Origin of the sequence: Tessaracoccus aquimaris (assembly GCF_001997345.1) — a bacterium.
Lineage (GTDB): Bacteria > Actinomycetota > Actinomycetes > Propionibacteriales > Propionibacteriaceae > Arachnia > Arachnia aquimaris.
Genome location: NZ_CP019606.1, coordinates 1,940,105 through 1,966,699, shown reverse-complemented (window position 1 = coordinate 1,966,699; position 26,595 = coordinate 1,940,105). Strand labels below are relative to the sequence as shown.

22 protein-coding genes, 1 tRNA gene and 1 pseudogene are annotated in these 26,595 nt (G+C 67.2%); 18 read left to right on the top strand and 6 right to left on the bottom strand.

Features of this window, described 5'->3' with window-relative positions:
• Window positions 1-84 precede the first annotated feature (84 nt).
• Both BW730_RS09215 and BW730_RS09210 read left to right on the top strand, forming a co-directional pair.
• Entirely contained in the window at window positions 85-1,872 is a 1,788-nt protein-coding gene (locus BW730_RS09215; protein WP_077685980.1) for an ABC transporter ATP-binding protein, read from the top strand.
• Window positions 1,869-3,695 (top strand): ABC transporter ATP-binding protein, encoded by a 1,827-nt coding sequence (locus BW730_RS09210; RefSeq protein ID WP_077685979.1) that lies wholly within the window; start codon window positions 1,869-1,871, stop codon window positions 3,693-3,695. Before BW730_RS09215 ends, BW730_RS09210 begins: the two co-directional genes overlap by 4 nt.
• A 133-nt stretch (window positions 3,696-3,828) precedes the next feature.
• On the opposite strand, the gene BW730_RS09205 is transcribed toward BW730_RS09210, so the two are convergent.
• Window positions 3,829-4,401 (bottom strand): protein-L-isoaspartate O-methyltransferase family protein, encoded by a 573-nt coding sequence (locus BW730_RS09205; RefSeq protein WP_077685978.1) that lies wholly within the window; start codon window positions 4,399-4,401, stop codon window positions 3,829-3,831.
• A gap of 149 nt (window positions 4,402-4,550) precedes the next feature.
• Between BW730_RS09205 and BW730_RS09200 the strand changes: the two genes are divergently transcribed.
• Window positions 4,551-4,623 (top strand) — tRNA-Trp (locus BW730_RS09200).
• Window positions 4,624-4,726: 103 nt separating this feature from the next.
• Here the strand turns inward: BW730_RS09200 and BW730_RS18515 are convergent.
• Window positions 4,727-4,867 (bottom strand): hypothetical protein, encoded by a 141-nt coding sequence (locus BW730_RS18515; protein WP_158522566.1) that lies wholly within the window; start codon window positions 4,865-4,867, stop codon window positions 4,727-4,729.
• A 242-nt stretch (window positions 4,868-5,109) separates the two neighbouring features.
• Here BW730_RS18515 and secE point away from each other — a divergent pair, with 242 nt between their 5' ends.
• From secE to BW730_RS09175, 5 genes are all read left to right on the top strand, one after another.
• On the top strand, window positions 5,110-5,277 hold the full coding sequence (gene secE, locus BW730_RS18510) for a preprotein translocase subunit SecE (RefSeq protein WP_158522564.1): 168 nt from the start codon (window positions 5,110-5,112) through the stop codon (window positions 5,275-5,277).
• Window positions 5,277-6,092, top strand: coding sequence for a transcription termination/antitermination protein NusG (gene nusG / locus BW730_RS09190; protein ID WP_077685976.1), 816 nt, complete (start codon window positions 5,277-5,279; stop codon window positions 6,090-6,092). The genes secE and nusG overlap by 1 nt, the downstream gene beginning before the upstream one ends.
• 60 nt (window positions 6,093-6,152) lie before the next feature.
• Window positions 6,153-6,581, top strand: coding sequence for a 50S ribosomal protein L11 (gene rplK / locus BW730_RS09185; RefSeq protein WP_077685975.1), 429 nt, complete (start codon window positions 6,153-6,155; stop codon window positions 6,579-6,581).
• 89 nt (window positions 6,582-6,670) lie between these two features.
• Window positions 6,671-7,369: a 50S ribosomal protein L1 gene (gene rplA, locus BW730_RS09180; RefSeq protein ID WP_077685974.1), complete on the top strand. Its 699-nt coding sequence runs from the start codon at window positions 6,671-6,673 to the stop codon at window positions 7,367-7,369.
• Window positions 7,370-7,447: 78 nt separating this feature from the next.
• The gene (locus tag BW730_RS09175) at window positions 7,448-8,056 is read left to right on the top strand and encodes a pyroglutamyl-peptidase I (protein WP_145952785.1); all 609 of its coding nucleotides are present in this window, start codon (window positions 7,448-7,450) and stop codon (window positions 8,054-8,056) included.
• Window positions 8,057-8,065: 9 nt separating this feature from the next.
• Here BW730_RS09175 and BW730_RS09170 read toward each other — a convergent pair whose 3' ends face one another.
• Window positions 8,066-9,073, bottom strand: coding sequence for a LacI family DNA-binding transcriptional regulator (locus tag BW730_RS09170; protein ID WP_077685973.1), 1,008 nt, complete (start codon window positions 9,071-9,073; stop codon window positions 8,066-8,068).
• 133 nt (window positions 9,074-9,206) lie between these two features.
• On the opposite strand from BW730_RS09170, the gene BW730_RS09165 reads away from it, so the two are divergent.
• From BW730_RS09165 to BW730_RS09150, 5 genes are read left to right on the top strand one after another with little or no spacing between them, the layout of a single operon-like run.
• Window positions 9,207-10,748, top strand: a complete 1,542-nt coding sequence (locus tag BW730_RS09165; RefSeq protein WP_077685972.1) for an ABC transporter substrate-binding protein — start codon at window positions 9,207-9,209, stop codon at window positions 10,746-10,748.
• Window positions 10,749-10,752: 4 nt separating this feature from the next.
• Complete coding sequence (locus tag BW730_RS18505) at window positions 10,753-11,031, top strand: hypothetical protein (protein WP_158522562.1); 279 nt, start codon at window positions 10,753-10,755, stop codon at window positions 11,029-11,031.
• Window positions 10,995-11,702, top strand: coding sequence for a carbohydrate ABC transporter permease (locus tag BW730_RS09160; RefSeq protein WP_158522560.1), 708 nt, complete (start codon window positions 10,995-10,997; stop codon window positions 11,700-11,702). The genes BW730_RS18505 and BW730_RS09160 overlap by 37 nt, the downstream gene beginning before the upstream one ends.
• 1 nt (window position 11,703) lies before the next feature.
• Window positions 11,704-12,591 (top strand): carbohydrate ABC transporter permease, encoded by an 888-nt coding sequence (locus tag BW730_RS09155; RefSeq protein WP_077685970.1) that lies wholly within the window; start codon window positions 11,704-11,706, stop codon window positions 12,589-12,591.
• Window positions 12,588-14,057 (top strand): arylsulfatase, encoded by a 1,470-nt coding sequence (locus BW730_RS09150; RefSeq protein ID WP_077685969.1) that lies wholly within the window; start codon window positions 12,588-12,590, stop codon window positions 14,055-14,057. Before BW730_RS09155 ends, BW730_RS09150 begins: the two co-directional genes overlap by 4 nt.
• 21 nt (window positions 14,058-14,078) lie before the next feature.
• On the opposite strand, the gene BW730_RS09145 is transcribed toward BW730_RS09150, so the two are convergent.
• The 3 genes from BW730_RS09145 to BW730_RS09135 all read right to left on the bottom strand — a co-directional run bounded on the left by BW730_RS09145 (window position 14,079) and on the right by BW730_RS09135 (window position 16,688).
• Window positions 14,079-14,834 (bottom strand): amino acid ABC transporter ATP-binding protein, encoded by a 756-nt coding sequence (locus tag BW730_RS09145; RefSeq protein ID WP_077687591.1) that lies wholly within the window; start codon window positions 14,832-14,834, stop codon window positions 14,079-14,081.
• A gap of 5 nt (window positions 14,835-14,839) precedes the next feature.
• On the bottom strand, window positions 14,840-15,559 hold the full coding sequence (locus tag BW730_RS09140; protein ID WP_237268037.1) for an amino acid ABC transporter permease: 720 nt from the start codon (window positions 15,557-15,559) through the stop codon (window positions 14,840-14,842).
• A 220-nt stretch (window positions 15,560-15,779) separates the two neighbouring features.
• The gene (locus tag BW730_RS09135; protein ID WP_077685967.1) at window positions 15,780-16,688 is read right to left on the bottom strand and encodes an ABC transporter substrate-binding protein; all 909 of its coding nucleotides are present in this window, start codon (window positions 16,686-16,688) and stop codon (window positions 15,780-15,782) included.
• Window positions 16,689-16,834: 146 nt separating this feature from the next.
• On the opposite strand from BW730_RS09135, the gene BW730_RS09130 reads away from it, so the two are divergent.
• The 5 genes and pseudogenes from BW730_RS09130 to BW730_RS09110 all read left to right on the top strand — a co-directional run bounded on the left by BW730_RS09130 (window position 16,835) and on the right by BW730_RS09110 (window position 26,450).
• Window positions 16,835-17,371 carry a hypothetical protein gene (locus BW730_RS09130; protein WP_077685966.1) on the top strand — a complete coding sequence of 179 codons (537 nt, stop codon included), beginning with the start codon at window positions 16,835-16,837 and terminating at the stop codon, window positions 17,369-17,371.
• 159 nt (window positions 17,372-17,530) lie between these two features.
• Window positions 17,531-18,148 (top strand): 50S ribosomal protein L10, encoded by a 618-nt coding sequence (gene rplJ, locus BW730_RS09125; protein WP_077685965.1) that lies wholly within the window; start codon window positions 17,531-17,533, stop codon window positions 18,146-18,148.
• A 55-nt stretch (window positions 18,149-18,203) separates the two neighbouring features.
• Window positions 18,204-18,599, top strand: a complete 396-nt coding sequence (rplL, locus tag BW730_RS09120) for a 50S ribosomal protein L7/L12 (protein ID WP_077685964.1) — start codon at window positions 18,204-18,206, stop codon at window positions 18,597-18,599.
• 360 nt (window positions 18,600-18,959) lie between these two features.
• A pseudogene (gene rpoB, locus BW730_RS09115) lies at window positions 18,960-22,432 on the top strand (DNA-directed RNA polymerase subunit beta).
• Window positions 22,433-22,511: 79 nt separating this feature from the next.
• Window positions 22,512-26,450 carry a DNA-directed RNA polymerase subunit beta' gene (locus tag BW730_RS09110; protein ID WP_077685963.1) on the top strand — a complete coding sequence of 1,313 codons (3,939 nt, stop codon included), beginning with the start codon at window positions 22,512-22,514 and terminating at the stop codon, window positions 26,448-26,450.
• Window positions 26,451-26,595: the final 145 nt, after the last annotated feature.

Genomic DNA, 26,595 nt, shown 5'->3' with positions numbered 1-26,595 from the left:
CACACCTGCGCGCGCCCCCGCATGGGGAGTTCACCCGCCCGGGTGAGCCGTGGGTCTGTCGGCGCGGCGCAGTAGGGTTACCGAATGCTTCCAGCCAGATCCCGCACCTACGCGCTGGCTACTCCAGCACCCAGGCGCGCCGCCGTGCTGCGCTTCGTGCCATACATCAAGCCGTACACGTGGCAGTTCGTGATGTCGTTCACGCTCGCCCCGATCGGCGTGCTCGTCAGCGTCGCGATGCCGCTGCTGCTCGGTGCCGTCGTCGACGGCCCCATCGCGCACCGCGACATCCCCGGCCTGCTCTGGTACGCCCTGGCGCTGCTCGCCCTCGGCGCGGCCGATGCCGGCCTGTCGTTCATCCGGCGCTGGGTGATGTCGCGCGCCACCTCGCACATCGAGGCCAACATCCGGCTCGACCTGTTCGACAAGCTGCAGCGGCTCCCGATGGGCTTCCACAAGTCGTGGGAGTCCGGCCAGTTGCTCTCCCGCATGATGAGCGACCTCGGGCTGCTGCGCCGCTTCATGTCGTTCGGGCTCGTGATGTTGTTCATGAACTCGATCCACATCGTCGTGGTCGTCGTCATCATGGTGGTCAAGCTGTGGCAGGTCGGGCTGGCCGTGATGATCGCCGTCATCCCCGTCGTGATCGCCACCTTCGCGCTGATGGGCCGCTTCGGCACCCTGTCGCGCAGGCTGCAGGACGAGACCGGTGACGTCGCGAGCGCCGCGGAGGAGTCGCTGCACGGGGTGCGGGTGATCCGCTCCTTCGGCCGCTCCCGCTACGTCTTCAAGGGCTACGACGAGCGGGCAAGGAAGCTGCGCGACACCGGCGTCAAGCGGATGAACCTCGCCTCGATCCTGTGGACGCTGCTGGAGGTCTTCCCCAACGTGCTGCTGCTCGTCGTGCTGGTCGGCATCGGGCTCGCCGTGCCTGGCGGGGGCATCAGCGCCGGCGACGCCGTCGCGTTCGTGACGCTGCTGCTGTCGCTGGCATGGCCCGTCGGCAGCCTCGGCTACCTGCTGTCCTTCGCCCGCGAGGCCGCCACCGCAGCGGACCGTGTCGTCGAGGTGTTCGACGCCCCCGTCTCGATCGCCTCGGGCGAGGCCAGGATCGCCGAGCCGCGGGGCCGTCTCGAACTCCGCGACGTCGGCTACCAGTTCGACGACGCAGACGAGCCGACGCTCGACGGCCTCAACCTCACCCTCGAGCCGGGCGAGACGGTCGCCCTGGTGGGCGGCACCGGCTCGGGCAAGTCGACGCTCGTCTCCCTGATCCCCAGGCTCGCCGACGTCACCTCCGGGCAGATCCTGCTCGACGGCGTCGACCTGCGCGACCTCGACCTGACCCAGTTGCGCAGCCTCGTCGGCGCCGCGTTCGAGGATCCGATCCTGTTCTCGATGTCGGCGCGCGAGAACCTCACGCTCGGCCGGGCCGACGCGAGCGAGGAGGACATCGAGGAGGCGGTGCGCGTGGCGCGTGCCGAGTTCGTCTACGACCTGCCGTGGGGGCTCGACACGAGGCTTGGCGAGCAGGGCCTCAGCCTGTCGGGCGGCCAGCGGCAGCGACTCGCCCTCGCGCGCGCCATCCTGGTCCGCCCCCGGATCCTGGTGCTCGACGACACCCTGAGCGCGCTCGACATCCACACCGAGGCGGAGGTCGAGGAGGCGCTGAAGTCGACGCTCGTCGGCGTCACCGGCATCGTCGTCGCGCACCGTGCGTCGACCGTGCTGCTGGCCGACCGGGTCGCCGTCCTCGTCGAGGGCCGGATCGCCCACGTCGGCGCACATCAGGATCTGCTGGCCACCGTCCCCGAGTACCGGGAACTGCTGGCCGCCGACTACTCGATCGCGATGGGAGGTGACGACAAGTGAGCACCGACAGCGAGAAGGACCAGGCCGACCCGACCGCCGCCTGGCGTGGCGTCAAGCAGGACATCGAGGAGGAGCGCGCCGCGGGCGTCGGCCTGCGCGGGCCGTCCAGGAAACTGCTCGCCGACCTGATCCGGCCCTACCGCTGGTGGCTGCTGATCCTCGTCGGCGTGGTGGTCGTGGAGGCCGCAGCGCGCCTGTCGATCCCGGTCTTCGTGCAACGCATCCTCGACAAGGGTCTCGCGGGCGACGCGGGCGTGCTCTGGGGCTCGATCGGGTTCATGGCGGTGGCGATCGTCGCGCAGATCGTGGGGCGCGTCACGTTCCTTCGCCGCTCGGGCCGGATCGGCAACGCCATCCTGCTCGACCTCCGCCGCAGGCTGTTCACCAAGTTCCAACGGCTCGACATCGGCTTCCACGACCGCTACACCTCCGGGCGCGCCGTGTCCCGCATGACGAGCGACGTCGACGCCGTCGCCGAGTTGGTGCTGCAGGGCGTCGACGTGGTGATCATCGCCATCCTGACGATCATCGGCGCCACCCTCATCATGTTCTCGCTCGATTGGCGCCTCGCGCTGGTCGCGTTCCTCACCTACCCGCTGCTGTGGCTGGTGATGCGCTGGTTCGTGAAGGCCTCGACGCGCGCCTTCCGCGCGGTGCGCACCTACTCGGCCATCGTCATCGTCCAGTTCATCGAGACCATGACCGGCATCAAGGCCGTGCAGGCCTTCCGCCGCGAGCCGCGCTCCGCGGAGATCTTCGAGGACGTCGCGCTGCAGTACCGCGACCGCAACGTCACCGCGATGCGGACGTTCGCCCGCGCCATGCCGAGCATCCAGGCCATCGGCAACCTCGGCATCGTGCTCGTGGTGCTTGCGGGCGGCTACCTTGCGGTCGGTGGAGACGTCAGCATCGGAACGCTCGCCGCGTTCGTGCTGTACCTGCGCATGTTCTTCGACCCGATCGCCGACCTGGGCCAGTTCATCTCGACGCTGCAGTCCGCGTTCACGGCGTTGGAGAAGGTCTCAAGCGTGATGGCGGAGGAGCCGCAGGTCGACGACCCGAAGGAACCGCGGGAGATCGACCAGCCCGCCGGTCGCGTCGAGTTCGACGGCGTCCGGTTCGGCTACCTGGCCGACAAGACGGTGCTGCCCGGGCTCGACCTGGACCTGGCGGCCGGGTCGACGGTCGCGCTGGTCGGAACGACAGGGGCGGGCAAGACGACCATCGCGAAACTGCTCGCCCGGTTCTACGACCCGCAGGAGGGCGAGGTTCGCCTCGACGGCGTCGACCTGCGCGACCTGAGCGATGACCGGTTGCGCGAGCATGTGACGCTGCTGACGCAGGAGAACTTCATCTTCTCCGGTTCGGTGGCCGACAACATCGCCTTCGGAAGGCCTGGGGCGTCGCGCGAGGAGATCGAGCACGCCGCCAGGACGGTCGGCGCCGACACCTTCATCGGGCACCTGCCGGACGGCTACGACACCGACACCGGCAAGCGCGGCTCGCGACTCTCTGCTGGGCAGCGCCAGTTGGTCGCCTTCGCGCGCGTCGTGCTCGCCGACCCGCGGGTGCTGATCCTCGACGAGGCGACCAGTTCCCTCGACATCCCGACGGAGCGCCTCGTGCAGCGCGCGCTGGCGACGATCCTGGCCGACCGGACGGCGATCATCATCGCCCACCGCCTGTCGACGGTGGAGATCGCCGACCGCGTCCTCGTGCTGCAGCACGGCGAGATCGTCGAGGACGGCGCCCCTGCGAGCCTCGTCGCGGGGGAGGGCCGCTACGCCGACCTGCACCGCGCGTGGATGGCGTCCCTGGCGTAACCGCTGGTTGAGCCATGAAGCGGCGCGGAGCGTCGTTTCATCGGTCGAAACCCCTGGGGGGTCAGGGGGCTGTGTCTTACTCTGGCCGTCGGGTGCGGGCGGTTTCGACCGATGAAGCCCGCTGGCGCGGACTTCATGGCTCAACCAGCGGCACGAAGCGATACGCCCCGCTGCGGGTGACCTCCGCGTCGTCGCCAACCCTCCGGCAGGTCCACAACTGGCCGGCCACCGGGATCACCATCACGCCGCCCTCGCAGAGCTGCCCGACGAGCGTCCAGGGCAGCCGGGCCGCCATCGCGGAGACCAGGATCCGGTCGTACGGCCCCTCGGAAGGGCGCCCGAGCACGGCCGGATCCGCCGCCTCGAGGCGTGCCCAGCCGCGCCCGGTCCGCGCCAGCCGCTCGGCGCCCCAGCGGGCCAGGTCCTCGTCCAGTTCCAGGCCGAGCACCTCGCCCCTTTCGCCGACCAGCCAGGCGAGCAGGGCCGTCGTCCATCCTGAGCCCGCCCCGACGTCGAGCACCCGCTGCCCGGGGCGCACGTCAAGAGCGATCAGCATCGTCGCGACGGTCGACGGCTGCGAGTTCGTCGCGCCGCCGAAGAGGGGCAGCGGGATGTCGAGCAGCGCGTTCGGCGCCTCACGGTCGGGGAGGTGGGTTGCCCTCGGAGTGTGGCGCATCGCACGGGCTACCCGCTTGGTCGCGTCCATGCCTCAGTGTCCCTCACCTGTGTGCCCCGGCTGACGGGGGCCGGTTCGACTCACGCCGAGAAACCGCCTATAGTTGTGGAGCACCGGTAATTGTTGCCAAGGTCGAAGCGTGCTCAAAAGCCCGCATTCAACCCTGGTGGCCCCGGTAAAGGGTAGTAGCTCAACTGGCAGAGCAGCGGTCTCCAAAACCGCAGGTTGGGGGTTCGAGTCCCTCCTGCCCTGCTAGGCGGCCGACGTTTTTTTCTTCGGTCACCTCGCACGCCTGCCGGCCTAGCCGGTGAGGCATTTTGTTTGTCGACCGAAGGGAAGCAGCGTGAGCGACAAGTCACGCGACGCCGAGCCAGACCGCGAGGACCTCGTGACTGGTGCCAGCGACGCTGCCGAAGAGTCGGACAACGACACGCTCAGCATCTTCGACATCGATGACCCCGAGGCACTCGAGGAGGCCGAAGAGGCCGTCGAGCACGACCCGAACGCGATCGAGGTCATCCCGCCGTCCGACGACGTCGACCCGGAGGCCGACGACGCGGCCATCGCAGAACTCGAAGAGAACTTCACCCCGAGGAGCGCGCTGCCGCGGCAGCCGTTCCGATCGCCCGCAAGACCGCAAAGGCCCCCGTCCGCAAGAAGGACACCGCCACGCGCAAGCGCAGCGCGTCCACCGTCGAGCACGACGATCCGTACAAGGCCCACAACCCCGCGGAGTTCGTGGCCCAGTCGGCCGCTGAGCTCAAGCGCGTGGTGTGGCCGACCTGGCCCCAGACGGTCTCCATGTTCAGCGCGGTGCTGATCTTCGTGTTGATCATGATCCTGATCGTCGGTGCGCTGGACTTCGCGTTCACGTGGGGCCTGCTCAAGATGCTAGGGAGCAAGTGATGACCGAATCCGATAACACTGAAAACACCGACTTCGAGATCGACCTCGGCGCCTTCGAGCCGGAGGCCCCCGTCGAGGACGACATCGAGATCGACCTTGGCGCCATCGGGGCCGAGGACGAGGACTCCGACGGCGAGACCCTTTCCCTGACCGAGGACGACGAGCCCGAGGCGGACGAGGACGACGTCGACAACGATGACGCGGTCGCAAAGGCCCTCGTCGAACTCCGCGAGGAGCTCGAGAGCAAGTGGGGCGAGTGGTATGTCATCCACACGTACTCCGGCATGGAGAACCGCGTCAAGCAGAACGTCGACTCCCGCGCGCAGAGCCTCAACATGGAGGACTACATCTTCGAGACGATCGTCCCCACCGAGGAGGTCGTCGAGGTCCGCAACAACGCGCGCAAGACGGTCACCCGCTCGGTGACGCCCGGCTACGTGCTGATCCGCATGGAGCTGACCGACGACTCCTGGAGCCTCGTGCGCCAGACCCCTTCGGTGACCGGCATCGTCGGCCATGGCCAGCAGCCGGTGGCGCTGTCGATCGACGAGGTCCTCCACATGCTCACTCCTTCCGTGATCGCCAAGGTGAACGCCGCCCAGGCGGGCGCCGCGGTGCAGCGGAAGAAGAAGGTCGAGGTCATCGACTTCGCGGTCGGCGACTCCGTCATGGTGACCGACGGCCCCTTCACCGGGGTGCATGCCACGATCACCGAAATCAACGCCAACACTCAGCGGCTCCGCGCTCTCGTCGAGATCCTCGGCCGCGAGACGCCCGTCGATCTCGAATTTAAGCAAGTCGAGAAGGTCGTCTAAGATTGTGCGTTGCGCCGGTCTCCGCCGGCGCATCCATCCATACAGGTAAAGGACCCTCCCATGCCTCCCAAGAAGAAGGTTGCGGCCCTCGTTAAGGTCGCACTGCAGGCTGGCGCTGCCACTCCTGCGCCGCCGGTCGGTACCGCTCTCGGTCCGCACGGCGTCAACATCATGGAATTCGTCAAGGCGTACAACGCCCAGACCGAGTCCCAGCGCGGAAACGTCATCCCCGTCGAGATCACCATCTACGAGGACCGCACGTTCACCTTCATCACGAAGACGCCCCCGGCGGCCGAGCTGATCAAGAAGGCCGCAGGCGTGCCCTCCGGTTCCGCGAACCCGCTCGCCACCAAGGTCGGCAAGATCACCAAGGACCAGGTCCGCGAGATCGCCACCACGAAGCTGCCCGACCTCAACGCCAACGACGTCGAGGCCGCCATGAAGATCATCGAGGGCACCGCGCGCTCGATGGGCGTCACGGTCGACTGACCACACAGAACTCACGTGGCAGGGGAGTGCTCCCCACACCACAACTGGTGACCGGGCCCAGCGTCCGGCCGAACTCTTAAGGAACCAGCATGAAGCACAGCAAGGGCTACCGTTCCGCCGCTGACAAGCGCGACGAGCAGCAGCAGTACACCCCCGACGAGGCGCTCCGCCTCCTCAAGGAGATGGCGACCGCGAAGTTCGACGAGACCGTCGACGTCGCCATCCGACTTGGCGTCGATCCCCGCAAGGCCGACCAGATGGTCCGCGGCACGGTCAACCTTCCTCACGGCACTGGCAAGACGGCACGGGTCCTCGTCTTCGCCTCCGGTGACAAGGCTGAGGCCGCCCGCGAGGCGGGGGCCGACGAGATCGGCACCGACGAACTGATCGAGAAGGTGGCCGGCGGCTACCTCGACTTCGACGCAGTTGTCGCCACCCCGGACATGATGGGCAAGGTCGGCCGCCTCGGCCGCGTGCTCGGCCCCCGCGGCCTGATGCCGAACCCCAAGACCGGCACCGTCACCATGGACACGGCCAAGGCCGTCTCCGACATCAAGGGCGGCAAGATCGAGTTCCGTGTCGACCGTCACGCGAACCTGCAGTTCATCATCGGCAAGGCCTCCTTCACGGCCCAGCAGTTGGCGGACAACTACTACGCTGTCCTCGACGAGATCCTGCGCCTCAAGCCGGCCTCCTCGAAGGGCCGCTACCTCCGCAAGATCGCCGTCTCGTCCACGATGAGCCCGAGCGTGCTTGTCGACACCACCGTGTCGAAGGCCGCCGAGTGATCCTCGGATAAGCAACCGCAAACGGGCGGGCACCATCGGGTGCCCGCCCGTTTGCGCATCTTCGGGAAGGAACCCACCATGCTGGTGCTCGTCACGGGCTTCGAGCCCTTCGGGGGAGACACGTCCAACGCGAGCGGCGACGCCGTCGCGCTCCTGCGGGAACGCGGCGTGCCAGGCGTCGACCTGATCACGGCGACCCTCCCCGTCGGCTTCGCGTCCGGTCCCGCGGCCCTGCGCACGCTGATCGCCCGGCACCGCCCCGACGCCGTCGTCGCGGTCGGCGAGGCGGGGGGTCGCGCCGCCGTCACGCCCGAGATGTGGGCCGTCAACGCTCAGGTCGCCCGGATCGCCGACAACGACGGGCTGCGGCCCACCGGCCCCATCGACGACGGCCCGGAGCGCCTCGCGGCCCGTCTCGACGTGCCAGCGCTCGTGGCCGCGATCCGGGCGACCGGAGTGCCAGCAGAGGCGTCCGAGGACGCGGGAGCCTTCGTCTGCAACGCCGTGTTTCGCGCCGCCCTGACGGGCTTCGACGGTCCCGCGGGCTTCGTGCACGTGCCCGCCGTCCGGGAGGGCGCGACGGCAATGGTCGGCGCCGAGACGGACGACGCGGCCCCCGTTGCGGCCGACCTCACCGTCGACGATCTCGCAACGGCGCTGGCCGCGGTGCTGCGCGCCATCGCGTAGGTCGCAGGCTCAGGCCGAGCCGCGGATCACCATCTCCCACGGCACGTCGACCGCGGTGGGGCCGAGCGACGGCTCCTCGACGCGGCTGAGCAGGTGCTCGATCGCCGCCCGGTAGTCGGGGGAGCGGACGCCGAGCGTGGTGAGCGCAGGCGTGGAGACCTCGCCCTCGACGATGTTGCCCATGCCCGAGATCCGCAGTTGGTCCGGCACTGACACGCCCCTCGACAGCGACGCCCACAGCAGCGGGATCGCCGTCCGGTCGGACGCGCACACCAGCGCGCTCGAGCCGTCGGTCGCGACCTTGTCCATCACCGCGGCCACCTCTGTGGGTGTCGGCAGCGCCGTGATGTGGTGCACGACCGGGTCGAAGCCGAGCGCGTTGGCCGCCTCGGTCACCCAACCGGTGCGCCGCGCCCTGACCCGGCGGTGGATGTGGGAGGCCTCCGCGACGTAGTGGAAGGCCGTCACGCCTCGCTCGGCCAGGTGCGCGAACAGGTCGACGATCGCGCCCTGTTCGCGCTGGCGCACCAGCGAGATCTGCTTGGGGCCGTCGTTGGCGATCGCGAGCACGGGGACGGGAAGCCCAGCCAGCCTGGCCTGGATGTTCTCGGGCATGTCCTCGAGCCCGAGCACCAGGACGGCGTCGGCCAGCCCACCGCGGATCAGTTTCACCTGGCGGGCGAGGTGCTCGTCGTCTGTGTAGCGCAGGATGACGGTCTCGGTTGCCCTTCCGGCCGCCACCTCCTGGACCTGGTTGAGCAGTTCCTCCGCCCACGGGTTCAGCGGGGCGTAGGTGAGCACCGCGAGCAGGCCCGTCCGCTGCCTCCGCAACGCCCGCGCGGCCCACTGGGGGCGGTAGCCGAGTTCCTCCATCGCGGCGAGCACCCGCTCCTGGGTCTCGGGGGAGGCCGGTTTCGACCGGCTCGACCTGCCGCTGGCCACATAGCTGACGGTGGCGACCGACACTCCTGCGAGGCGGGCGACGTCGGCCTGGGTCGGCCTGGCTGGCTTGCTCATGGGGAAAGGGTACTGAGCGCCCAAGGGCACCCGCTCGCGGTCCGGAATCTCATTTTCGGCATCCCCCTTGACAACAGAAACTCGATGGTCAATCGTATAACCACCTTACATACGATGTGCAAAGGAGCGCTCGATGCAGATCTTCTCGTCCACGTTCGGCCGCCGGTCCCTTCTCCTGGGCGGCGCCGCGATGGCTACCGCAGCCGCTGGCTGCTCCATCGACACGGGCACCCCATCGGCCAAGCCCACCGCCGCAGGCAGTGAGGCGGCCGCCGAGTTCGTGTTCGACACCACAGGTGTGAAGCTGCCGACCGACAAGGTCGCCTTCCGCTGGCTCGACTCCGGCGACCTCAAGGCCAAGTACCTGGATCCCGTCATCGCCTCGTTCGGCGAGCAGCACAGCAACGTCACCGTCACCTACGACGGTGCAGGCTGGGACCAGGTCAACCAGGTCGTTCCGCTCGGCATCCGCAACGGGTCGGCCCCCGATGTGTTCGCCCTGCCGCAGAACGTGCCGCCACAGACGGCCATCGCCGAGGGCTGGGTCCAGCCCCTCGACAGCGTCATCCCGAACTTCGACAAGTGGCGCGCCGCCTTCCCGGACACCGCGCTGATCCCAGGCATCCACGTCTTCGACGGCAAGGTCTACTCCTGGCCGCTCAACTCCACCCGCCGCCTGGAGAAGATGCTGTTCACCAGCACCGACCTCGCAGACAAGGCTGGCGTCGACCCCGACGCGATCAAGACCTGGGACGACTTCCGCGACGCCGCGAAGAAGCTGACCGGCGCGGGCAAGCCCGGCTACCTCGTCACCGGCGACCACCTCTGGGTCGTCGCGATGTACCTCGCCAACACCGCGGGCTGGCGGGGCGTGATGACCGACGGCCTCGACATGCGCACCGGCAAGTACTCCTTCGCCTCCGACGAGTTCATCTCGGCCGTCGAGTTCCTGAAGTCGCTCGTCGCCGACGGCTCCGTGGTCCCCGGCTACCTGACCCTGAAGGACGCCGACGCGCGCGCCCAGTTCCCCGCAGGCATCGCCGGCTCGATGTTCAACGGCCCTTGGGACCTGCGCGCCTGGAAGGAGAAGAGCCCCGACTTCAACTTCACGCTCAACCCCCTCCCGTCGCCCGACGGGAAGCCCTACCACATCCCCTTTGCCGAACGGGGCGCGAACCAGACCTGGCTGTACGCCAAGACCCCCATCCCCGAGGTCGCGGGCGTCATCCTCAACTACCTCGGCTCGGTCGAGGGGCAGACCAAGATGGTCGAGTTGACGCAGGGCACGCTCGTCTCGATGATCCCCGAGGCCAACGAGTCCGTCGACCACGCGCTGCTCGACCCGAACGCCAAGAAGGCGGCCGAACTAGCCCGCGAGCTGATGCGCGCGGCTCCGCAACTCGAGCTCCGCACGGCCGACGCGGGCAAGATCAAGATGGAGCTCAAGCCGGTCGAGCCGGGACTTCAGAACGTGATGCAGGGCATCATGTCGGGCCAGCTCCCCGACGCCAAGAAGGCTCTCGCTGAGCTCGACGGCAAGCTGCAGGCCGCGCTCGAGGGCGCGTTCACCGCGGCAAAGGCGGCGGGCGCCGACGCTGACTTCCAGCAGACGGTCTTCCCGAACTGGGACCCGAGCAAGGAGTACACGCAGGCCGACTACGACGCGCTCGGCTGAGCCAATGGGACGCGCCTCATCGACCTACCCGAAGTGGTACGGCAAGTCGACCCTCGGCTGGGTCTACCTGTTCCTGCTTCCTGGCCTCATCCTCTCCGCCCTGTTCGTCTTCTACCCCATGGTGGCGTCCTGGGTGTTCTCCACCATGGAATGGTCGGGGTTCACCTCGTCGATGAAGTTCATCGGCCTCGGCAACTACGTCGAGTTGGTCAAGGACCCGCTGTTCTGGGGGCGTTCGGCCGCTCCATGCTGTTCGTGCTCGTCGGCGTGCCTGTCCGGGTGATCCTCGCCTTGATCGTCGCCATCCTGCTCAACAACGTGATCCGTGGCCGCACGTCCGTGGTGTTTCGTACCGTCTTCTTCATGCCGGTGATGGCGGCGGCGTCGGTGATCGGCGTCGTGCTGACCTTCGTGCTATCGCCCAACTCGGGACCCGTCAACACGCTCCTGACGACGACGGGCCTCGCGGGCCAGCCCATCGAGTTCCTCTCCGACCCGAGCATCGCCTTCTGGGTGACGCTTGGGGCGCACACGTGGAAGAACTTCGGCATGACGCTGATCTACTGGATGGCCGCGCTGCAGACGGTGCCGGAGGAGTACTACGAGGCCGCAAAGGTCGATGGGGCGACGTCGCTACGTCAACTCCTCCACATCACGATGCCCCTGCTGCTGCCGTTCACCATCGTGATCCTGGTGCTGACCGCCAACGAGAACCTGCACGCGTTCGCGCTGATCCAGGCCATGACCGGCGGCGGGCCGTACTACACGACCCAGGTGATGGAGGTCTTCATCTACCAGACGGCGTTCGCGCCGTCGGCCCAGGGCGGCATCCCTCGGCTCGGCTACGCATCGGCCGCCGGTTGCTTCTTCGGTCTTGCGACGCTGATCCTTGCGGTGCTGCAGGCGTGGGCCGCCCGTGGACTATCGCGGCGCAAGTCGCAGATGGGAGCCTGACATGCACCAGGGCAAGCTCAGGAAGAAGGAACTGCGCGAACTGCAGGGCAAGCGGCGCTTCACCCGCGCAGACAAGATCGCGGTGCTAGTCACCGTCGTCGTCATGCTGCCGCTCGCCGTGCTCTTCGCCTACCCGTTCTTCTGGATGGTCACCTCGTCGGTGAAGAGCAACGTGGAGATCTTCGGATCGCTCAACCCGTTCACGCCGACGCTGCGGGTCAGCAACTACATCAACGCGTGGAACGACGCGAACATGGGGCAGTACTTCTTCAACAGCGTCTTCGTGACCGTGTTCTCCATCATCATCGCGGTGCTCAGCAACGCCCTCATGGGGTACGCGCTCGGCCGCTACAAGTTCCCGGGCAAGGCGATCATCTTCGTGCTGCTCGGCATGGTGATCTTCCTGCCCCAGGGCTTCACCGTGATCCCGATCTTCGACCTGATCAACAAGTTGGGGCTCGGCGGCAGCCTGTGGGGCGTCACGCTCGCCGAGTCCGGCGGCGTCAGCGTCGTGATCGTGCTGCTGTTCGCCGGCTTCTTCGCCCAGATGCCGAAGGAACTCGAGGAGGCGGCCCGCATCGACGGCGCCGGCTTCTGGAGGGTGTTCTGGACGGTCTACCTACCCCTGGCGAAGCCGGTCATCGCCACGGGTGTCATCCTGCAGTTCATGCACAGCTGGAACGACTTCCTGCTCCCGCTGGTGTTGACCCTGACACGGCCGGAGTTGCGCACCCTCTCGGTGGGCATCTACGACCTGCAGAATCAGTTCAACGCCGACTGGGGCCTCATGACCGCAGCCGCATCGATCGCCCTGCTGCCGATCATCGTGCTGTTCATCTTCCTGCAGCGGTACTTCGTAGAGAGCTTTTCAGGAGCGGTAAAGGGATGAACGACAAACCAAACATCATCCTGGTCTGTGTCGACCAGATGCGCGGCGATGCCATGTCCGGCGCGGGAAACCCGATCGTCAAGACGCCGTATCTCGACCAGTTGGCGGCCACCGGAACCACGTTCGACAACGCGTACAGCGCGACGCCGACCTGCGTGCCCGCCCGGGTCGCGCTGTTCACCGGCATGGGGCAGGAGTCGCACGGCCGCTACGGCTACCGCGACGGCGTCCCGTTCTCGAAGGCGTACCCCACGACGCTGCCTGGCGTGCTGCGCGACAACGGCTACCAGACCCAGGCGATCGGCAAGATGCACGTCTACCCCGAGCGCGACCGGATCGGCTTCGACGACGTCAAACTGCACGACGGGTTCCTGCACTTCGCGCGCCGGATGAGCGGCCGCAACCTGGCGGCCATCGACGACTACCTCACCTGGCTGCGCAGGCAGCCGGGGATGGCGGCCGCCGCGGAGACCGACCACGGGGTCGGCTGCAACTCGATGATGGCAAGGCCGTGGGACAAGCCGGAGGCCTACCACCCGACGAGTTGGGTCGGCTCCGAGGCCGTCGACTGGCTGTACCGCCGCGACCCCACCGTCCCGTTCTTCCTGTACCTGTCGTTCCACCGCCCGCACGCACCATATGACCCCCCGCAGTGGGCGATGGACCAGTACCTCGCCGAGGATCTTCCCGAGCCTCCCGTGGGGGAGTGGACCGAGGCCTTCGAGCCGTTCCGGATCGACTTCCTGGCCGAGCCCATGCACGGCAAGCAGAAGCCGGAGGTGCGACGCAGGGCCCTTGCGGCCTACTACGGCCTGATCACGCAGATCGACTACCAACTCAACCGGCTCGTCGAGGCGCTCAGCGACTTCAACCTGGTCGACAACACGGCCTTCGTGTTCGTCTCCGACCACGGCGACATGATGGGAGACCACAACTTCTACCGCAAGACGGTCGGGTACGAGGGCAGCGCGCACGTGCCGTTCATCGTGCGACTGCCGGGCGGCAGGTATGTCTCGCCGCGCGTCGACGAGGTCGTCGAGTTGCGCGACATCATGCCGACCATCCTCGACATCGCGGGCGTCGAGATCCCCGACACCGTCGACGGCGCGAGCGTGCTTCCGCTGATGCGCGGCGAGGACGTCGAGTGGCGAAGCGACATCCACGGCGAACACACTTATGAGATGAACGGGTGGGAGTCGATGCACTGGGTCACCGACGGCCACCGCAAGTTCTGCTGGTGGACCGGCTCTGGCATCCAGCAGTTCTTCGACCTCGACGAGGACCCGCAGGAACTGGTCAACCTCGTCGACGACGCCGGGCGGGCCGAGGAGGTCGCCGACTGGCGCGGCAGGCTGGTCGACCACCTGCGTGACCGCGAGGAGGGCTTCGTCGTCGACGGCGAACTGGTGGCGGGTCGACCTGTGGTCGACGAGGCCGCCTGGATCCGGGAGCTCTGCGAGGGGTAGCCGGGAAGGGCCAGCGCCCCGCTACAGCACCTTCGCGAAGAAGTCCCGGGTGCGCTGGTTCTGCGGATTGTCGATCAGCTCTGCGGGCGTCCCGCGCTCGACGATCACCCCGTCGTCCATGAACACGACCTGGTCGGCGACCTCGCGCGCGAAGCCGATCTCGTGGGTCACGACGATCATGGTCATGCCGTCGGCGGCGAGCGACTTCATGACGCTCAGCACCTCGCCGACCAGTTCGGGGTCGAGCGCGGAGGTCGGCTCGTCGAAGAGCATCAACTCGGGACGCATGGCGAGCGCCCGGGCGATCGCGACGCGCTGCTGCTGGCCGCCGGAGAGTTGCGACGGATAGTGCTCGGCCCTGTCCCCGAGCCCGACGCGCTCCAACTGCTCGCGCGCGTCGCGCTCCGCCTCCGCCTTGCTGAGCCTCAGCACCTGGCGGGGCGCCTCCATCACGTTGCCGAGGGCCGTCATATGCGGGAAGAGGTTGAACCGCTGGAAGACCATGCCGATCCGGGAGCGCTGGGCCGCGATCTGCTGGTCGCTCAGCCGGTGCAGGACGCCACGGGCGCCCTCGCGGAGGCCCATCAGTTCGCCCGCCACGCGAAGCCGCCCGGCGCTGATCTGCTCCAGCTCGTTGATGCAGCGGATCAGCGTCGACTTGCCGGACCCGGAGGGGCCGAGCAGCACGCACACCTCGCCGGGCTGGACGGTCAGGTCGACGCCCTTCAGGACGTGCAACTCGCCGAAGAGTTTGTGGACGCCTTGCGCCTCGACCATGGCGGTCACGGGGTCACCTCCAGGGTGGGGTCGTCCTTGACGGTGCCCGCCGCAAGGATGGACTGTTGGCGACGCGACATGCCTCGGCCGGGCCTCGCCGCGCGTTCACCGTCGAATCCCTTGCCGTAATACGCCTCGAGCCGGGTCTGGCCGACCATCAGGATCGAGGTGATCACCAGGTAGTACAAGGCCGCGACGATGAGCAGCGGGATCGGCAGGAACATCTTGTTGCCGATGGCGTTGGAGACGAAGTTCAGTTCGAGGGAGAACGGCACCGCGATCACCAGTGAGGTGGTCTTCAGCATCGAGATGGTCTCGTTGCCGGTGGGCGGCACGATGACGCGCATCGCCTGCGGGATCACGATCCGGCGCAGCGTCGTGGACCGCTTCATGCCGAGCGCGTTGGCAGCCTCCCACTGGCCCTTGTCGACGGACTGCAGGCCGCCTCGGACGATCTCGGCGAGGTAGGCGCCCTCGTTGAGCCCGAGGCCCAGGATCGCCCCGTACACCGCGAGCCACACGTCGTTGGTCGTGATCGACCAGTCCGAGAAGGGGATCGACAGCTTGGGGTAGAGCACCGGGACGAGGCCCCAGAAGATCAGTTGGGTGTAGATCGGGGTGCCGCGGAAGAACCAGATGTAGACCCACGACACGGCCCGCAGCACCGGGTTGGTGCCCATCCGCATGATCGCCATGGTGACGGCCATCAGGATGCCGAGCGCCATGGCGGCGACTGTCAGGAGAAGCGTCCATCCGACGCCGGACAGGATCCGGGGATCGAACAGGAACCGCCGTACGACGTCCCAGCGGTAGTTCGGGTTCGTGAAGAGCCCCACCACGAACAGCGCGGCGAGCAGCCCGACGACGACCGCCCACACCCAGACGCTCGGCCTGGGGTGGGGGCGGGCCCTGATCAGTTCCGGGATCGGCTCGGACATGGCCCGCTCAGCCCTGCGGGTTGAGCTCGGCGGTCTTGAGCGCTGCGTCGGCCTCGATGCCCCATGCGTCGAGGATCTTGCCCCAGGTGCCGTCGTCCATCAGGTGCTGCATGGCCTTCTGGATCGCCTCGGTCATGGCCGCGTCGTCCTGCTTGACGACGATGCCCTGCGGGGCTGCGTCGCGGATCCCGCCGACGACCTCCATCTGGCCGCTGGTCAGCGCGGCCGCGTAGCTGGCGACCGTCGAGTCGGCGTAGAACGCGACGGCCTTGCCTCCGACGACGTTGGTGGTGGCGTCGGACTGGCGACCGTACTGCAGGATGTCGATCTTCTCCTTGCCATCGTTAGTGCACTTCTTCGAGAAGCCGGCCAGCTCCTCGTCCTGGAAGGTGCCGGTCTGCACGGCGATCGACGTACCGCACACCTCGTCGGGGTTGAATCCCTCCGGGTTGCCGGACTTCACCGCGTAGCTGGAGCCGACGGTGATGTAGCTGACCATGTTGTAGCTGGCCGTGCGCTCGGGGGTGATGGTGAACGACGAGATGCCGATGTCGTACTTGGTGCCGATGCCGGGCAGCAGCGAGGCGAACTCGCCGTCGACGACCTCGGCCTTCAGCCCGAGCACGTTGCCGAGCGCCTTGGAGAGGTCGACGTCGTAGCCGATCGCGGTCTTGAGATCGTCGGCGCGGAACTCGGCCGGGGCGTAGTCAGTGGAGGCTCCGACGGTGAGCGTCCCCTTGTCCTTGACGGCCTGGGGGAGGAGGGCGGCGATGTCGTCGACCTTCTTCACGCCGGACACGTCGTAGGTTCGGTCGGTGCTGTCGGCCTGGCCGGCCGTTCCGGGATCGGTGTCGGCGCCGCCACAGGCGGTCAGGGCGAGCGCGGCCAGCAGGCCGACGGCGAAGATGCGACGCATCGGGTTCCTCTTTCACGAAGGGAGGGGTTTTCCAACGCACGAGTTTAAGGCACCTCGGCAGGTTTGCCCCCTTCGGCGCAGGCAGCGGACGATACTGGTCGAAGAGTGGGAGGTCAGCCATGAGGGAAGCGCCGAGGATCGGACTGATGCTCGGCCTTGCCGGGGCACTGGCGGGGTTTGGCCTTGCCGCCCGGATCTGGATGTTCACCGCCTGGCCGTCGGGCGAGATCCTGCAGTGGCTCGCGTCGGTCGCGCTGGTGGTGAGCGCCGTGCTTGTGGGGTTCGTGATCGCGCATGCCTGCGGCATTCCCGGGCTCGACCGGCGGCCGTCACGACGGGCCGCCACGATCGCCATCGCGGCGGGTCTGGTGCTGTCGTTCGTGGGGTGGCTCGTGCCTGCTCTGCTGTCGCGGGTGCTCAGCGACGACTCACCTCCGGCGGCATGGGCGGCCTTGAGTATCGGCGGCGGCCTAGGAACCTGCGGCACCTTCCTGCTCGCCCTCACGATCGCCGCGATCGTGATCACGAAGAAGCGGTCGGAGGTGCAGTGGTATCCGGACGAACCCTTGGGTGACGTCGAGGTTGACCACGACCCGTACCGCACGCCGGCGGGGGAGGGGCACCCCGATTTGGCGGTGCCGGGGGCGACCGGTAGTGTTGCTTCCGCCAAAGACCGCAGGTGACATCAGTCATAAAGCCGCAAGGCACCCGCGCAGGTGAACGTACGAGCTAGCCTCCTTCAGGGAACCAGCCCCGCGCCACCGGCACGGGGCTTTTTTGTGGTCTGAGGCCCTTGGAGTTCCCGCCGGGAACCCTGAGGTTGCTAATCGGAAGGAGACCACATGGCGAGGCCGGACAAGGCTGCCAAGGTCGCGGAGCTGACGGAAGCGTTCAGCACCTCCGCGGCGGCAGTGCTTACCGAGTACCGCGGTCTCACCGTCAAGGATCTGAAGGAACTCCGTCGATCCCTCGGTGAGAACGCCACCTACGCCGTTGCGAAGAACACCCTGACGACGATCGCGGCAAAGGAAGCCGGCATTGAGGGCATCGAAGATGCGCTCGCCGGACCTACCGCCATCGCTTTCGTCTCCGGTGACATCGCCGCCGCCACCAAGGGGCTGCGTGACTTCGCAAAGGCCAATCCGTCCCTGGCGATCAAGGGTGGCGTCCTCGAGGGCAAGTTCCTCGACGCCAAGGCTGTGCTGAAGCTCGCCGACCTCGAATCCCGCGAGGTTCTGCTTGCCAAGCTTGCCGGCGCAATGCAGGCCAACCTGGCCAAGGCCGCCTACATGCTGGCTGCCCCGCTCGCGAAGGGCGCCCGCGTCCTTGGCGCGCTGCAGACCGCTGCAGAGGCCAACCCCTCCCTGATCGGTGGCGCAGGCTCCGCGCCGGCCGCCGACGCCTCGGACGAGACCCCCGCCGCGGATGCGGCAACTGAAGCAGCACCTGCTTCGGAGTGATCCGTTGCAGCGACCGCTGCGATCACACACTTTTTTCTGAAAGGAAACGCCCAACATGGCGAAGCTCACCAACGACGAGCTCCTTGACGCTTTCAAGGAGATGACCCTGATCGAGCTCTCTGAGTTCGTCAAGCTCTTCGAGGACACCTTCGAGGTCTCCGCTGCCGCTCCGGTCGCGGTTGCCGCTGCCGCCGCCCCCGCCGCTGGCGGCGACGACGCCGGTGCCGCTGAGGAAGGCTCCGACAAGGTCGACGTCATCCTGACCTCCGGTGGCGACAAGAAGATCGCAGTCATCAAGGAGGTGCGCGCTCTGACCTCCCTCGGCCTGAAGGAGGCCAAGGACCTCGTTGAGGGCGCCCCGAAGCCGGTGCTCGAGGGCGTCGACAAGGAGACCGCTGCCAAGGCCAAGGAGGCCCTCGAGGCCGCCGGTGGCTCGGTCGAGGTCAAGTGACCCGACGCGCCTAGCGCAACTCGTGAGCGGCCCGTCCCCGGTGGGGGCGGGCCGCTTCGCATCCCCGGGCCGCGGAGCCGCCCTCGGCCCGGCCTCTGGAAGGGTCGCGCCCCACTAGGCACGTCGCTGTTTTCCGGGGCGTGCCGCTTGCGTCCCCGCGGCGAGTCGCTATCATCTTCGCAAGGTCAAAGTCGACCTGCCTTCTGAGCCGTGGCCCCCTTGGGGATGGGGCACTTGTGTGCTATGCCCATTTGGTATATAGTGGTCATTTGCCCAGCTATGCGCCCTGCCCGTTATTTGACACGGGTCGTTCGCCGTGCACGGAAAATTTGCTTCAAGCGTTCTTGGAAGGACCGAATCTTGGCCGCCTCGCGCTCTGCGTTGAAGAACACCAATGTCGTCTCGTCCACCGGCCGTATCTCGTTCGCGAAGATTCACGAGCCACTGGAGGTTCCCAACCTCCTGGATTTGCAGATCGACGCTTACAACTGGCTGATCGGTAATGAGACTTGGCGTGTCCAGGTGGAGGCACAGCTCGCCGCTGGCCGCACCGACGTCAACACCCGTTCCGGTCTGGAGGAGATCTTCGCGGAGATCTCTCCGATCGAGGACTTCAACGAGACGATGTCGCTGTCGTTCCGCGACCATCGCTTCGAGGAGCCCAAGTACAGCATCGAGGAGTGCAAGGACCGCGACGTCACCTACGCCGCGCCCCTCTTCGTGACCGCCGAGTTCGTGAACAACGACACCGGCGAGATCAAGTCGCAGACCGTCTTCATCGGCGATTTCCCGCTGATGACCGACCGCGGCACCTTCATCATCAACGGCACCGAGCGTGTCGTCGTCTCGCAGCTCGTCCGCTCGCCCGGCGTCTACTTCGAGCAGACCCCGGACAAGACCTCCGACAAGGACATCTTCTCCTGCAAGGTGATCCCGTCGCGCGGCGCGTGGCTGGAGTTCGAGATCGACAAGCGCGACATGGTGTTCGTGCGCCTCGACCGCAAGCGCAAGCAGAACGTCACCGTCCTGCTCAAGGCGCTCGGCTGGAGCGAGGACAAGATCCTCGAGGAGTTCGGCGACTACGAGTCGATGCGACTCACGCTGGAGAAGGACTCCGTCAAGACCCAGGACGAGGCGCTCCTCGACATCTACCGCAAGCTGCGCCCGGGCGAACCCCCGGCGCGCGACGCTGCGCAGCAGTTGCTGGAGAACTACTACTTCAATCCGAAGCGCTACGACCTCGCGAAGGTCGGCCGTTACAAGATCAACAAGAAGCTCGGCCTCGAGCTGCCGTTCGATCAGCAGACGCTGACCATCGAGGACATCGTCTCCGCGATCAAGTACATCGTCGCGCTCCACGAGCACCAGGAGACCGTCGACGGCGTCCTCGTCGAGGCCGATGACATCGACCACTTCGGTAACCGCCGCCTGCGCACGGTCGGCGAGCTGATCCAGAATCAGCTCCGCACCGGCCTCGGCCGCATGGAGCGCGTCGTTCGCGACCGCATGACCACGCAGGACATCGAGGCCATCACGCCTCAGACGCTGATCAACATCCGCCCGGTGACCGCCGCTCTCAAGGAGTTCTTCGGCACCTCGCAGTTGTCGCAGTTCATGGATCAGAACAACCCGCTCGCGGGCCTGACCCACAAGCGTCGCCTGTCGGCGCTCGGCCCCGGCGGTCTGTCCCGTGATCGCGCTGGCATGGAGGTCCGTGACGTCCACCCGTCGCACTACGGCCGCATGTGCCCCATCGAGACCCCTGAAGGCCCCAACATCGGCCTGATCGGCTCGCTGGCCTCGTTCGCCCGCGTCAACGCATTCGGCTTCATCGAGACGCCGTACCGCAAGGTCGTCGACGGCCTGGTCACCGACCAGATCGACTACCTGACCGCCGACGAGGAGGACCGCTACTCCATCGCGCAGGCAAACGCCGCCGTCGACTCGACCGGCCACCTGTCCGAGGAGCGCGTGCTGGTCCGCCTGAAGCACGGCGACGCCGACGAGGTCCCCGTGGCCGAGGTCGAGTACATGGATGTGTCCCCGCGTCAGATGGTCTCCATCGCGACCGCGCTGATCCCGTTCCTCGAGCACGACGACGCGTCGCGCGCCCTGATGGGTGCCAACATGCAGCGTCAGGCCGTCCCCCTGATCCGCAACGAGTCCCCGTTCGTGGGCACCGGCATGGAGTACCGCGCCGCTGTCGACGTCGGCGACGTCACGCTCGCGAAGAAGGGTGGCGTCGTCACCTCGGTCGCGGCCGACATCATCGAGATCACCAACGACGACGGCACCTACTCCAGCTTCAAGCTGGACAAGTTCGTCCGCTCGAACGCAGGCACCTGCATCAACCAGCGCCCGCTTGTCGCCCCCGGTGACCGGGTCGAGATCGGCACCCCGCTTGCCGACGGCCCATGCACCGACCAGGGCGAGCTCGCGCTCGGCCGCAACCTGCTCGTGGCGTTCATGCCGTGGGAGGGCCTCAACTACGAGGACGCGATCATCCTGTCGCAGCGCATCGTGCAGGACGACGTCCTCACCTCGATCCACATCGAGGAGCATGAGGTCGACGCCCGCGACACGAAGCTGGGCGCCGAGGAGATCACCCGTGAGATCCCCAACGTCTCCGACGAGATGCTGGCCGACCTCGACGAGCGCGGCATCGTGCGCATCGGCGCAGAGGTCGGCGCGGGCGACATCCTGGTCGGCAAGGTCACGCCGAAGGGCGAGACCGAGCTCACCCCCGAGGAGCGCCTGCTGCGCGCCATCTTCGGCGAGAAGGCCCGCGAGGTCCGCGACACGTCGCTGAAGGTGCCCCACGGCGAGACCGGAACGGTCATCGGCGTGCGTGTCTTCAACCGCGAGGACGACGACGAGCTGCTGCCCGGCGTCAACCAGCTGGTCCGCGTGCACGTCGCGCAGAAGCGCAAGATCTCCGACGGCGACAAGCTCGCCGGCCGCCACGGTAACAAGGGCGTCATCTCGAAGATCCTCCCCGTCGAGGACATGCCGTTCCTCGAAGACGGCACCCCCGTCGACATCGTGCTGAACCCGCTCGGCGTCCCGTCCCGCATGAACGTGGGCCAGGTGCTGGAGAACCACCTCGGGTGGATCGCCAAGACCGGTTGGGACATCACCGAGGTGCAGACCGAGTGGGCCGAGCGTCTCCGCGAGGTCGGCCTCGGCCGGGTCGAGGGTGACGCGAAGGTCGCCACCCCCGTCTTCGACGGCGCCAACGAGGAGGAGATCTCGGGTCTGCTCGACAACTCCCTCCCGACGCGCGACGGCGACCGCCTGATCAACTCGTCCGGCAAGGCGTACCTGTTCGACGGCCGCACGGGGACAAGTACCCCGAGAAGATCGGCGTCGGCTACATGTACATGCTGAAGCTGCACCACCTGGTCGACGACAAGATCCACGCCCGTTCGACCGGCCCGTACTCGATGATCACCCAGCAGCCGCTCGGCGGTAAGGCCCAGTTCGGTGGCCAGCGCTTCGGTGAGATGGAGGTGTGGGCCCTCGAGGCGTACGGCGCGGCTTGGGCTCTGCAGGAGTTGCTGACCATCAAGTCCGATGACGTGCCTGGCCGCGTCAAGGTCTACGAAGCCATCGTGAAGGGCGAGAACATCCCCGAGCCGGGCATCCCGGAGTCGTTCAAGGTTCTCGTCAAGGAAATGAAGTCGCTGTGTCTGAATGTGGAGGTGCTCTCCGACGACGGCCGGGTCATTGACCTGCGCGAGTCCGAGGACGACATCCGCTCCGCCGAGGACTTCGGCATCGACCTCGGTCGCCGTCCCGGATCTGACAACTTCCTGGACGTCGGCGAAGTCTGAGCCTGAACTCAGTCCCAAATCAACTCAGACTTTTCCAAAGGCACCTACTGCCACGAAGTAGGGGAAAGAGAAGCAAAACGTGCTGGACGTGAACTTCTACGATGAACTGCGAATCGGTCTCGCTAGCGCCGACCAGATTCGTGAATGGTCGCACGGCGAGGTGAAGAAGCCCGAGACCATCAACTACCGCACGCTCAAGCCGGAGCGCGACGGTCTCTTCTGCGAGAAGATCTTCGGCCCCACCAGGGACTGGGAGTGCTACTGCGGCAAGTACAAGCGGGTCCGCTTCAAGGGCATCATCTGCGAGCGCTGTGGCGTCGAGGTGACCCGTAGCAACGTGCGTCGCGAGCGGATGGGCCACATCGAGCTCGCCGCTCCCGTGACCCACATCTGGTACTTCAAGGGTGTCCCCAGCCGGTTGGGCTACCTGCTCGACATCGCTCCGAAGGACCTCGAGAAGGTCATCTACTTCGCTGCGCACATGATCACCTCGGTCGACGACGAGGCCCGCCACCGCGACCTCTCGTCGCTGCAGGCCAAGGTCGAGGTCGAGTCGAAGCAGGTCGCCGCGAAGCGTGACTCCGACATCGAGGCGCGGATGCGCAAGCTCGAGGAGGACCTGGCCCAGCTTGAGGAAGAGGGCGCCAAGGCCGACGTCAAGCGCAAGGTCCGCGAGGCCGCTGAGAAGGAGGCGGGCCTGCTCCGCACCCGCACTCAGCGCCAGCTCGACCGCATCGACGAGGTGTGGAACCGCTTCAAGACCCTCAAGGTCCAGGACCTGGAGGGCGACGAGACGCTCTACCGCGAGATGAAGAAGCGCTTCGGCAAGTACTTCGAGGGCTCGATGGGCGCCGAGGCGATCCAGAAGCGCCTGCAGGACTTCGACCTGAAGGCCGAGTCCCTGAACCTGCGCGAGATCATCGCCACCGGCAAGGGCCAGCGCAAGACCCGCGCGCTCAAGCGCCTCAAGGTCGTCAACGCGTTCCTGACCGGCCAGAACGATCCCGCCGCGATGGTGCTCGACGCCGTCCCCGTCATCCCTCCGGACCTGCGTCCGATGGTGCAGCTCGACGGTGGCCGCTTCGCGACCTCCGACCTGAACGACCTGTACCGCCGCGTCATCAACCGCAACAACCGCCTGAAGCGCCTGCTCGACCTCGGTGCCCCCGAGATCATCGTGAACAACGAGAAGCGGATGCTCCAGGAGGCCGTCGACTCGCTGTTCGACAACGGTCGTCGCGGTCGCCCGGTCACCGGACCAGGCAACCGTCCCCTGAAGTCGATCTCCGACATGCTCAAGGGCAAGCAGGGCCGCTTCCGTCAGAACCTGCTCGGCAAGCGCGTCGACTACTCGGGCCGTTCGGTCATCGTGGTCGGCCCGCAGCTCAAGCTGCACCAGTGCGGCCTGCCGAAGGCCATGGCGCTCGAGCTGTTCAAGCCGTTCGTGATGAAGCGTCTCGACGACCTCAACCACGCGCAGAACATCAAGGCCGCCAAGCGGATGGTCGAGCGTCAGCGCCCGGTCGTGTGGGACGTCCTCGAAGAGGTCATCGCCGAGCACCCCGTGCTGCTGAACCGTGCGCCTACGCTGCACCGTCTCGGCATCCAGGCGTTCGAGCCGCAGCTCATCGAGGGCAAGGCCATCCAGATCCACCCGCTCGTCTGCACGGCGTTCAACGCCGACTTCGACGGTGACCAGATGGCCGTGCACCTGCCGCTTTCCGCCGAGGCCCAGGCCGAGGCGCGCGTGCTGATGCTGTCGACCAACAACATTCTGAAGCCGGCAGACGGTCGCCCCGTCACCATGCCGACCCAGGACATGATCATCGGCCACTACTTCCTGACGCTCGAGCGTCCGGGCAAGGGCGAGGACAACGCCTACTCGTCGCTCGCCGAGGCGATCATGGCCTACGACGCCGGTGACCTCGACCTCGGTTCGAAGATCAAGGTCCGTCTCGTCGACGTCAACGTCCCCGGTGTCGCTCAGCGCGCCGACGGCTCGTACCTCGTCGACACGACGCTCGGTCGCGCCCTCTTCAACGAGGCGCTTCCTGCCGACTTCGAGTACGTCAACTCGGTCGTGGGCAAGAAGGTCCTCGGGCAGATCATCAACGAACTGGCCGAGCGCTACCCGAAGGTCACCGTCGCGACCGCGCTGGACGCGCTGAAGGACATGGGCTTCCGCTGGGCCTCGCGCTCCGGCGTGACCGTGTCGATCTCCGACGTGCAGACGCCGCCGCAGAAGGCCGAGATCCTCGAGGGCTACGAGAAGCGCGCCACCAAGATCGACAAGCTCTACGAGCGTGGTTCCGTGACCGAGGACGAGCGCCGTCAGGAGCTCATCGCGATCTGGACCGACGCGACCGCCGAGCTGACCGAGGCGATGAAGGAGAACTTCACCGAGGACAACCCCATCTTCATGATGGTCGACTCCGGTGCGCGAGGAAACATGACGCAGATGCGTCAGATCGCCGCCATGCGTGGCCTCGTGGCCAACCCGAAGGGCGACATCATCGCCCGGCCCATCAAGTCGAACTTCCGTGAGGGACTCTCGGTTCTGGAGTACTTCATCTCGACGCACGGTGGCCGTAAGGGACAGGCCGACACGGCGCTCCGCACGGCGGACTCGGGTTACCTGACCCGTCGTCTGGTCGACGTCTCGCAGGATGTCATCATCCGCGAGGAGGACTGTGGGACGCAGCGTGGCCTGAACAAGGTCATCGCGACGTGGACCACGACCGGCGCCGACGAGTCGGGCCGCCCCGTGCAGACCCCGGCCAAGCCGTTCGCCAAGGGCGCCGTGGCCGAGACCTCCGCCGATGTCGAGACCGCCGTCTACGCCCGCACCCTCGCGGTCGACGCGGTGGACAAGGACGGCAAGGTCCTCGTCGCCGCGGGCACCGACCTGGGTGACGCCGAGATCCGCACGCTGGTCGATGCGGGCGTGACCGAGGTCAAGGTCCGCTCCGTGCTCACCTGTGAGTCCTCCGTCGGCACCTGCGCCATGTGCTACGGCCGCTCGCTTGCCTCCGGCAAGACGGTGGACGTCGGCGAGGCCGTCGGCATCGTCGCTGCCCAGTCGATCGGCGAGCCCGGCACCCAGCTCACGATGCGTACCTTCCACACCGGTGGTGTGGCGGGAGACGACATCACGCAGGGTCTGCCGCGTGTCACCGAGCTGTTCGAGGCGCGTCAGCCCAAGGGCAAGGCGCCGATCTCGGAGGCCGACGGTGTCGTGCGCATCGAGGACGGCGACCGTTCCCGCAAGATCGTGCTCGTCCGCGATGACGGTGGCGAGGACCTGGAGTACCCGGTCGGCCGCCGCACCCGCCTCGAGTTCGAGGACCACACGGGTGAGCGGATCTCGATCCGCGACGGCGTGCACGTCGCCATCGGGCAGCAGCTCACCGCTGGCCAGGTCGACCCGCAGGACGTCCTCCGGATCCGCGGTCTCCGCAAGGTGCAGGAGCACCTCGTGGAGGAGGTCCAGCGCGTGTACCGCACGCAGGGCGCGCCGATCCACGACAAGCACATCGAGATCATCATCCGCCAGATGTTGCGACGCATCACCGTGATCGACTCTGGCGAGACCTCGATGATGCCCGGCGAGCTGGTCGACAGGCCGAGCTACGAGGCGGCCAACCGCAAGGCGCTCGCTGAGGGTGGCAAGCCCGCCGAGGGTCGCCCGGTGCTGATGGGTATCACGAAGGCGTCGCTCGCGACGGACTCGTGGCTGTCGGCCGCCTCCTTCCAGGAGACGACCAAGGTCCTCACGGATGCCGCGATCCAGGGCAAGAGCGACTCGCTCGTCGGCCTGAAGGAGAACGTCATCCTCGGCAAGCTGATCCCGGCGGGTACCGGTCTCGACCGTTACCGCAACATCCGGGTGGAGCCCACCGAAGAGGCCCGCGCCTCGGCGTTCACCATGAGCTACGACCCGTACGACTACTCGTTCGGTTCCGACGTGGTCGGCCCCGCCGTCCCGCTCGACGAGATGGACTTCGGCGAGATTCGCTGAACCTGACCCAGCAAGGGCCCGCGACTCCGGTCGCGGGCCCTTCTGCATGTGCGGGGCGGGCGACCACCGGCAGGTGCGGGGCGTCGTCGACTGGACGCCGGTCCGTCACCCGGGCGACCCTGGCCCGTCGCCTGGCGTTCACCGG

Coding starts and splice junctions, on each gene's coding strand:
- BW730_RS09215 (WP_077685980.1), top strand. CDS start 85: ATGCTTCCAGCCAGATCCCGCACCTACGCGCTGGCTACTCCAGCACCC.
- BW730_RS09205 (WP_077685978.1), bottom strand. CDS start 4,401: ATGGACGCGACCAAGCGGGTAGCCCGTGCGATGCGCCACACTCCGAGG.
- nusG (WP_077685976.1), top strand. CDS start 5,277: ATGACCGAATCCGATAACACTGAAAACACCGACTTCGAGATCGACCTC.
- rplK (WP_077685975.1), top strand. CDS start 6,153: ATGCCTCCCAAGAAGAAGGTTGCGGCCCTCGTTAAGGTCGCACTGCAG.
- rplA (WP_077685974.1), top strand. CDS start 6,671: ATGAAGCACAGCAAGGGCTACCGTTCCGCCGCTGACAAGCGCGACGAG.
- BW730_RS09175 (WP_145952785.1), top strand. CDS start 7,448: ATGCTGGTGCTCGTCACGGGCTTCGAGCCCTTCGGGGGAGACACGTCC.
- BW730_RS09170 (WP_077685973.1), bottom strand. CDS start 9,073: ATGAGCAAGCCAGCCAGGCCGACCCAGGCCGACGTCGCCCGCCTCGCA.
- BW730_RS09165 (WP_077685972.1), top strand. CDS start 9,207: ATGCAGATCTTCTCGTCCACGTTCGGCCGCCGGTCCCTTCTCCTGGGC.
- BW730_RS18505 (WP_158522562.1), top strand. CDS start 10,753: ATGGGACGCGCCTCATCGACCTACCCGAAGTGGTACGGCAAGTCGACC.
- BW730_RS09160 (WP_158522560.1), top strand. CDS start 10,995: ATGCTGTTCGTGCTCGTCGGCGTGCCTGTCCGGGTGATCCTCGCCTTG.
- BW730_RS09155 (WP_077685970.1), top strand. CDS start 11,704: ATGCACCAGGGCAAGCTCAGGAAGAAGGAACTGCGCGAACTGCAGGGC.
- BW730_RS09150 (WP_077685969.1), top strand. CDS start 12,588: ATGAACGACAAACCAAACATCATCCTGGTCTGTGTCGACCAGATGCGC.
- BW730_RS09145 (WP_077687591.1), bottom strand. CDS start 14,834: ATGGTCGAGGCGCAAGGCGTCCACAAACTCTTCGGCGAGTTGCACGTC.
- BW730_RS09140 (WP_237268037.1), bottom strand. CDS start 15,559: ATGGCGCTCGGCATCCTGATGGCCGTCACCATGGCGATCATGCGGATG.
- BW730_RS09135 (WP_077685967.1), bottom strand. CDS start 16,688: ATGCGTCGCATCTTCGCCGTCGGCCTGCTGGCCGCGCTCGCCCTGACC.
- BW730_RS09130 (WP_077685966.1), top strand. CDS start 16,835: ATGCTCGGCCTTGCCGGGGCACTGGCGGGGTTTGGCCTTGCCGCCCGG.
- rplJ (WP_077685965.1), top strand. CDS start 17,531: ATGGCGAGGCCGGACAAGGCTGCCAAGGTCGCGGAGCTGACGGAAGCG.
- rplL (WP_077685964.1), top strand. CDS start 18,204: ATGGCGAAGCTCACCAACGACGAGCTCCTTGACGCTTTCAAGGAGATG.